This window comes from Aliidiomarina quisquiliarum, assembly GCF_023922585.1.
GTDB classification, from domain to species: Bacteria; Pseudomonadota; Gammaproteobacteria; order Enterobacterales; family Alteromonadaceae; genus Aliidiomarina; species Aliidiomarina quisquiliarum.
Window position 1 is genome coordinate 1 of sequence record NZ_JAMFTN010000006.1, and the last position, 9,787, is coordinate 9,787.

The window sequence follows — 9,787 nt, forward strand, 5'->3', positions numbered from 1 at the left end:
GACTTTGATGGGTCCTTGTTAGGCACCGACACCGTTGATTATTTAACGGCAGCTACGGCGCCTGCCGATCCAACGCGTACGGGTTACACCTTCAGTGGCTGGGATGTAGCGTTTGATTCGGTGACTGCGGATATCACAGTGACGGCTCAGTACAGCATTAATTCGTACACGGTTACTTTCAACGACTTTAATGGGTCCTTGTTAGGCACCGACACCGTTGATTATTTAACGGCAGCTACGGCGCCTGCCGATCCAACGCGTACGGGTTACACCTTCGCGGGATGGGATGTTGCGTTTGACTCTGTGACTGCGGATATCACAGTGACTGCTCAATATACGATTAATTCGTATACCGTGACCTTTAATGACTTTGATGGGTCCTTGTTAGGCACCGACACCGTTGATTATTTAACGGCAGCTACGGCGCCAGCCGATCCAACGCGCACGGGTTACACCTTCGCGGGATGGGATGTCGGTTTTGACTCTGTAACTGACAACATGACGGTAACCGCGCAATACAGCATCAACAGCTATACCGTGACCTTTAATGACTTCGATGGAACGTTGCTAGGCTCGGATACTGTGGAGTACTTGACCGCGGCGACGGCGCCTGCCGATCCAACGCGTACGGGTTACACCTTCAGTGGCTGGGATGTAGCGTTTGATTCGGTGACTGCGGATATCACAGTGACGGCTCAGTACAGCATTAATTCGTACACGGTTACCTTCAACGACTTTGATGGAACCTTCATTGATTCCGATACTGTGGAATATCTAACAGCCGCCACTGCACCTGCGGATCCAACGCGTACCGGTTACACCTTCAGTGGCTGGGATGTGGCGTTTGATTCGGTGACTGCGGATATCACAGTGACTGCTCAGTACAGCATTAACAGCTATACCGTGAGCTTCGTGGATTATGATAATTCACCGCTGGGCTCCGACACGGTTGAATATCTGCAAGGTGCTACCGCGCCTGCGGATCCAACGCGTACGGGTTATACCTTCGCGGGATGGGATATTGCGTTTGAATCTGTGACTGCGGATATCACAGTGACTGCTCAATATACGATTAATTCGTATACCGTGACCTTTAATGACTTCGATGGAACGTTGCTAGGCTCGGATACTGTGGAGTACTTGACCGCGGCGACGGCGCCTGCCGATCCAACGCGTACGGGTTACACCTTCGCGGGATGGGATGTCGGTTTTGACTCTGTAACCGACAACATGACGGTAACCGCGCAGTACAGCATTAACAGCTATACCGTGAACTTCGTGGATTATGATAATTCGCCACTAGGTTCGGATACTGTGGAGTATCTAACCGCGGCGACGGCACCTGCTGATCCAACACGCACGGGTTACACCTTCGCGGGATGGGATGTCGGTTTTGACTCTGTAACCGACAACATGACGGTAACCGCGCAGTACAGCATTAACAGCTATACCGTGAACTTCGTGGATTATGATAATTCGCCGCTAGGCTCAGATACTGTGGAATATCTGCAAGGTGCCGCTGCACCTGCGGATCCAACACGTACCGGTTATACCTTCAGTGGTTGGGATGTGGCGTTTGATTCTGTGACTGCGGATATCACGGTAACCGCGCAATACAGCATTAACAGCTATACCGTGAGCTTTGTGGATTATGATAATTCACCGCTAGGCTCCGACACGGTTGAATATCTGCAAGGTGCTACTGCGCCGGCGGATCCAACGCGTACCGGTTACACCTTCGCGGGATGGGATGTTGGTTTTGACTCTGTAACCGACAACATGACGGTAACCGCGCAATACACCATCAACAGCTATACCGTGAGCTTTGTGGATTATGATAATTCACCGCTAGGCTCGGATACTGTGGAGTACTTGACCGCGGCGACGGCACCTGCTGATCCAACGCGTACGGGTTATACCTTTACCGGTTGGAGTGTGGCGTTTGCTTCGGTGACCGAGAACATGACGGTTACGGCTCAATACAGCATCAACAGCTATACCGTGAGCTTCGTGGATTATGATAATTCGCCACTAGGCTCCGACACGGTTGAATATCTGCAAGGTGCCACTGCACCTGCGGATCCAACGCGTACGGGTTATACCTTTAGTGGTTGGGATGTTGGTTTTGGCTCTGTATCCGAGAACATGACGGTTACGGCGCAATACAGTATTAATAGCTATACCGTGAGCTTCGTGGATTACGACAGTTCACCGCTAGGCTCGGATACTGTGGAGTACTTAACCGCGGCTACAGCACCTGCGGATCCAACGCGTACGGGTTACACCTTCGCGGGATGGGATGTTGGTTTTGATTCGGTGACTGCGGATATCACAGTGGCTGCTCAGTACACCATCAACAGCTATACCGTGAGCTTCGTGGATTATGATAATTCGCCACTAGGCTCCGACACGGTTGAATATCTGCAAGGTGCTACTGCGCCTGCGGATCCAACGCGTACGGGTTATACCTTCAGTGGTTGGGATGTGGCCTTTGATTCTGTAACCGAGAACATGACGGTTACCGCTCAATACTCGATCAACAGCTATACCGTGAGCTTTGTGGATTACGACAGTTCACCGCTAGGCTCAGATACTGTGGAATATCTGCAAGGTGCCACTGCACCTGCGGATCCAACACGTACCGGTTATACCTTCAGTGGTTGGGATGTGGCGTTTGATTCGGTAACCGAGAACATGACGGTTACGGCTCAATACAGCATCAACAGCTATACCGTGAGCTTCGTGGATTATGATAATTCGCCACTAGGCTCCGACACGGTTGAATATCTGCAAGGTGCCACTGCACCTGCGGATCCAACACGTACGGGTTACACCTTCAGTGGTTGGGATGTTGGTTTTGACTCTGTAACCGACAACATGACGGTAACCGCGCAATACAGTATTAACAGCTATACCGTGAGCTTTGTGGATTATGATAATTCACCGCTGGGCTCGGATACTGTGGAGTACTTGACCGCGGCGACGGCACCGGCGGATCCAACGCGTACGGGTTATACCTTCGCGGGATGGGATGTTGGTTTTGACTCTGTAACCGACAACATGACGGTAACCGCGCAGTATACGATTAATTCGTACACGGTTACTTTCAACGACTTTGATGGCTCCTTGTTAGGCACCGACATCGTTGATTATTTAACGGCAGCTACGGCACCTGCTGATCCAACGCGTACGGGTTATACCTTCGCGGGATGGGATGTAGCGTTTGACTCTGTAACCGACAACATGACGGTAACCGCGCAATACACCATCAACAGCTATACCGTGAGCTTCGTGGATTATGATAATTCGCCACTAGGCTCCGACACGGTTGAATATCTGCAAGGTGCTACAGCTCCGGCCGATCCAACGCGTACGGGTTATACCTTCGCTGGATGGGATGTTGGTTTTGACTCTGTGACCGACAACATGACGGTTACCGCGCAGTACACGATCAACAGCTATACCGTGAGCTTCGTGGATTATGATAATTCACCGCTAGGCTCCGACACTGTGGAATATCTGCAAGGTGCTACTGCGCCTGCCGATCCAACGCGTACGGGTTACACCTTTAGCGGTTGGGATGTGGCGTTTGATTCGGTGACTGCGGATATCACGGTTACCGCGCAATACACCATCAACAGCTATACCGTGAGCTTCGTGGATTATGATAATTCACCGCTGGGCTCGGATACTGTGGAGTACTTAACCGCGGCGACGGCGCCTGAAGATCCAACACGCACCGGTTATACCTTCAGCGGATGGGATGCAGACTTCACGTCAGTCACGGAAGATATGACGGTGACCGCTCAATACACGATCAACAGCTACACGGTCACCTTCGTGGATTACGACAGTTCACCGCTAGGCTCGGATACTGTGGAGTACTTGACCGCGGCGACGGCGCCTGCCGATCCAACGCGTACGGGTTACACCTTCAGTGGCTGGGATGTAGCGTTTGACTCTGTAACCGACAACATGACGGTTACCGCGCAATACAGCATTAACAGCTATACCGTGAGCTTCGTGGATTATGATAATTCGCCGTTAGGCTCTGATACTGTGGAGTACTTGACCGCGGCGACGGCACCGGCGGATCCAACCCGCACGGGTTATACCTTCACAGGTTGGGATGCAGACTTCACGTCAGTCACGGAAGATATGACGGTGACCGCTCAATACACGATCAACAGCTACACGGTCACCTTCGTGGATTACGACAGTTCACCGCTAGGCTCGGATACTGTGGAGTACTTGACCGCGGCGACGGCACCAGCCGATCCAACGCGTACGGGTTACACCTTCAGTGGTTGGGATGTTGCGTTTGATTCGGTGACTGCGGATATCACAGTGACTGCTCAATATACGATTAATTCGTATACCGTGACCTTTAATGACTTTGATGGGTCCTTGTTAGGCACCGACACCGTTGATTATTTAACGGCAGCCACTGCACCTGCTGATCCAACACGTACGGGTTATACCTTTAGTGGTTGGGATGTGGCGTTTGATTCTGTGACTGCGGATATCACAGTGACTGCTCAGTACAGCATTAACAGCTATACCGTGAGCTTTGTGGATTATGATAATTCGCCGCTAGGCTCGGATATTGTGGAGTATCTAACCGCGGCGACGGCACCGGCGGATCCAACACGCACGGGTTATACCTTTAGTGGCTGGGATGTGGCGTTTGATTCTGTGACTGCGGATATCACAGTGACTGCTCAGTACAGCATTAACAGCTATACCGTGAGCTTCGTGGATTATGATAATTCGCCACTAGGCTCGGATACTGTGGAGTATCTAACCGCTGCGACGGCACCGGCTGATCCAACACGCACGGGTTATACCTTCGCGGGATGGGATATTGCGTTTGACTCTGTAACCGACAACATGACGGTTACAGCTCAGTACAGCATCAACAGCTATACCGTGAGCTTTGTGGATTATGATAATTCGCCGTTAGGCTCTGATACTGTGGAGTACTTGACCGCGGCGACGGCACCGGCGGATCCAACCCGCACGGGTTATACCTTCAGTGGCTGGGATGTAGCGTTTGATTCGATCACTGCGGATATCACAGTGACTGCTCAATATACGATTAATTCGTATACCGTGACCTTTAATGACTTCGATGGAACGTTGCTAGGTTCGGATACTGTGGAGTACTTGACCGCGGCGACGGCGCCGGCCGATCCAACGCGTACGGGTTATACCTTTACCGGTTGGAGTGCGGCGTTTGATTCGGTGACTGCGAATATTACAGTGACTGCTCAGTACAGCATTAACAGCTATACCGTGAGCTTCGTGGATTATGATAATTCGCCGCTGGGCTCGGATACTGTGGAGTACTTAACCGCGGCGACGGCGCCTGAAGATCCAACACGCACCGGTTATACCTTCAGCGGATGGGATGCAGACTTCACGTCAGTCACAGAGGATATGACGGTAACCGCGCAGTACACCATCAACAGCTACACGGTGACCTTCGTAGACTTTGACGGTAAAGAGCTGGGCGCGGACACTGTGGAGTACTTAACCGCAGCTACCGCGCCTGAAGATCCAACACGCACCGGTTATACCTTCAGCGGATGGGATGCAGACTTCACGTCAGTCACAGAAGATATGACGGTAACCGCGCAATACACCATTAATAGCTACACGGTGACCTTCGTAGACTTTGACGGTAAAGAGCTGGGCACGGACACTGTGGAGTACTTAACCGCAGCGACAGCGCCGGAAGATCCAACGCGCACCGGTTATACCTTTAGTGGTTGGGATGCAGAATTCACGTCAGTCACGGAAGATATGACGGTAACCGCGCAATACACGATCAACAGCTACACAGTGACCTTCGTAGACTTTGACGGTAAAGAGCTGGGCACTGACACTGTGGAGTACTTAACCGCAGCGACAGCGCCTGAAGATCCAACACGCACGGGTTATACCTTCACCGGCTGGGATACAGAGTTTGACTCCGTTGTTGAAGACTTAACGGTAACCGCAGAGTACTACATGAACCCTGTAGGCCAAGACCTGTCGGTAAGTTTGGATCAAGATACTGACATAACCATTACACCGGAAGTTTCCGGTGCTGAGGGTGGCACTTTCGAGCTCGTGTTAGTAACTGAAACTAGCGAAGGTACACTCGATTCCACCGACGGCGGCTGGTTATATACCCCAGCAGAGCTATTCAGTGGCTTTGATAACTTCACTTATCGAGTGATGGACGGCGAATATTCGTCTGTCGATTACAGCGTAAGCATTGAAGTGCTTTGGGTGAATACGGCGCCTGTTGCGATGGACGATGTGTTTGAGCTTCCGCTCAATGAAAACGGCGAATATCTGCTAGACGTGTTGGCCAATGACACCGACGTTGACGAACAGGAGCTTACCATTTTGAGTGCAAACGCGAGTATTGGCAGCGTAAGCATTGAAGACGGGCAGTTGTTGTATCGCTCACCGAGTAATTTTGTCGGGGTTGTGAACTTAACCTACAACATTATGGATGAGAGCGAAGCGACCGATACAGCCGATGTGCGCTTAGTGATTACGGGTGATCCGGAAGATGAACAGGCACCACAAATTGATGTGCCGGCTAATGTACGCGTGAACGCCACTGGCTTGTTGACGCGGGTTGAGCTAGGCACAGCCTCGGCGGTGGACGTAAACGGCGATTTACTGCCGGTGTCGACTGTTGACGGGAATGTTCTTTTTGCGCCCGGTAGACATGTAGTTTACTGGCGTGCGGAAGACGCTGAGGGCCGCGAGACATTGGCAGGGCAAGAAGTTTGGGTTGATCCTCTGGTGTCGTTAAACCGTGACCAAACCGTACCTCGTACCAGTGAAGTAACCATAAGAGCGATTCTAAATGGTGACGCGCCCGAATACCCTGTTGCAGTGCCTTACTATGTGGAAGGAACTGCCGATATGGCCGGCCATAACTTGTTTGACGGCGTGATCTATATCGAGGAAGGTCGCGAAGCGTCGCTAACATTTGAACTTTATGGTGATCAGTTGGGTGAAGGAAACCCGACAATCATTGTGGTGCTCGACGAACAGCTGAACCGTGGTGCGAGAAGCCGCAGTGTAATTACTGCAGCGGCCGCACCGTCGGTGCCAGATGTTCAGCTTGCGGTATTCCAGGGTGACCAAGGGCAAGCTCAAATCGCTCAAAGTGGCGGCAATGCAAGTGTGGTGGCACAGTTGGCGCAAACATGTGCTGACGGGGAACTTCACTATACTTGGAGCACAGAGTTAGCGGGCAATGCAAGCGAGAATCCGCGGGTGTTTAACTTCGATCCAAGCACCGCCGCATTAGGTGTGCATGAGGTACAAGTAACGGTTAGCCACACCAGCGACAGCAGTGTAAGCAAACAAGCGACAGTATTCGTTGAAGTAGTTGCGGAGTTGCCAAGCCTCGGTGACGATGATTCCAACGGGAACGGTATACCTGACCGCTTAGTAGGCCGTGGTGACAGTAACCGCAATGGTATTCCGGACTACCTTGATGGTGTTGGCTCTTGTAACGTAATTTCACAGAAAGTGAGTGAACGCACGCGTTACCTAACGGAAACGGAAGCCAGTGCATGTATTCGTCGCGGTGGTGTTGCGATGTTGAGCGAGCTCGGTGCGATTCAATTAGATTCAGAGAACCCGCAAGGCATTGAAATTGAAGACGAAGAATACCGCAATACCGGCGGCATGTTCGACTTCGTTATCGACAACCTTTCGCAAGCCAGTGACAGTGTTTATGTGGTGATTCCGCAGCGCCAAGCAATACCGACGGCCGGCGTTTACCGTAAGTACCTTAACGGTGAGTGGGCGGCGTTTGTGGAGAATGAACGCAATGCGTTGTTCAGTGCGGTTGGTGAGCCGGGTATTTGTCCACCGCCAGCCAGTGCTGCGTGGCAGCCAGGACTGCAAGAGGGGCATTACTGTGTTCAGCTTTATATTGAAGACGGTGGTCCGAATGACGCAGACGGCGTGGCTAATGGAACGGTAGTGGACCCGGGTGGTGTCGCGGTACTGAACGACGGCAATACTGTGCCAGTAGCGCAAGACTTCGAGGTAACCGTGCTGTGGAACCGCTCGAGCTTTATCGACTTACGCGAACAGGTAAGTGATGAAGACGGTGATGCGCTGCAGCTACGCGCGGCGACAGCGGATATTGGTGTGGTGACCCTCGATGGACCATTGACACTGCGTTACGAGCCGCCAACTAACTTTGCTGGCAGTACCGTAGTTACTTACAGCGTAAGTGACGGTAATGGAGGGGTCGGATTTGGTGAAATTCGCGTGGTAGTGTCAGCCAATGAGTTGCCTGTTGTGCAGAACGAAAATGTGGCTACCGACGACCGCACGCCCATCACCATTGACGTGTTGGCCAATGACTATGATCCAGAAGGCTCCGCGCTGATTGTGACTGCGGCGAGTGCGCAACAAGGGGAGGTTGAAGTGTTAGCAGATTACCGCTTGCGTTATACCCCAGCGGTGGGCTTTGGTGGTGTCGACACCATTCAATACACAGTGCAAGATGAAGGTGGAGCGCAGGCTATAGGTGAAGCACGGGTGTCGCTGGTTGTGGTGGAAACCATTGAAGTGAAAGCGAAAGTGTCGCGTGGTAGCTGGCATTGGTGGATGATTCCATTCGCGTTGCTGATCGCATTCGCTCGCCGCGCTGGTTTTGCTCGATGCAGTGGTTTCGCGCGCCGCAGTGCACCATTGGCTGTGGTATTGATGTTGATTATGCCGGCGGCGAACGCCAATTCATGGGAAGTGGAATTGGCCGCTGGCCGCAGTTCTGCGGACCATGATCTCTCGGCTTTGGCAGGGCACGGCGTACAGGTGCGCGACTACCAACGTTCAGATTTAGCCATGTCGCTGCACGCGAGCTATTGGCTAAGTGACAACTGGCGCGCGACGGTTGGTTATGTTGACTTGGGCAGTGGGCACTTAACGGCGCAAGTTGACACCACCACACCTGCGCAAACTTTCGCAGCCATTGAGCGAGAAACCCCAGTGTTAGGAAGCGGCGTAACCTTTGGTGTGAGTCGGCAGTTTACCTTTCAGGATGCTTGGCAAGTGAATATCGACGCAGGCATTTATGACTGGTTGGCATATCGCCGCAGCGCAACCGATACGGGTTTAACCCAGCGCACTCGAAAGGAAGGGAGCGACCTTTATTTTGGCGCGAGTGTTGGATACCAATGGTCAGCCCACTATGGCGTGCGCGCACAATGGCGTCAGTATCAATTGAACGACACCGTAAACACCCTGATGCTGGGTGTGTGGTACCGCTGGTAAGGTGCGTTTTTGGATGTTGAATCTGGATTCGGCGCAGGCGCTGCATTGCAGCGCCTTATCTTTTCATATCGCTTTCACTTAACTCATTTGTTACTATATTGTCGATTTTAAAATTGGCTAACTAAAGAGTATTTCCATGGACGTAAATGACCGCTTAACTGTGAGCGTCGCTAGTAGCACACATTGACCGTATTATTTTTCTCAAGGCGGGTCAATTTTGCCGGCCATTTAACCGGTCAAGATAATTGTCGCTAATGCTCGAGTTCGATATTCCAAGGCAGCAGGTGGTCGATATCATCGTCTTCCGTGATAAGCGGCCATTGCTCGAACAAGCGCATCAGGTAGTCAATCGGTTGTATCACTTGTACCTTCGCAGGAATAAAGTCGAGCTTCTCGCTGACATCCGCCCATGCGATGCATGTCGGTGCCACAGCATTCACAGGTTTTCTCATCATCGCTGATGTCGTGGATAACTTCTTTGCGT

The 9,787-nt window shown here is 51.9% G+C and carries 2 protein-coding genes; one reads left to right on the top strand and one right to left on the bottom strand.

Annotation, left to right across the window (positions count from 1 at the left end; translation table 11 throughout):
* Positions 1-15 precede the first annotated feature (15 nt).
* Entirely contained in the window at positions 16-9,303 is a 9,288-nt protein-coding gene (locus M1L23_RS00345; protein WP_252624942.1) for an InlB B-repeat-containing protein, read from the top strand.
* A 251-nt stretch (positions 9,304-9,554) separates the two neighbouring features.
* Here M1L23_RS00345 and M1L23_RS15050 read toward each other — a convergent pair.
* On the bottom strand, positions 9,555-9,787 hold a 233-nt coding region (locus M1L23_RS15050), incomplete at its 5' end, for a hypothetical protein (protein WP_420840617.1).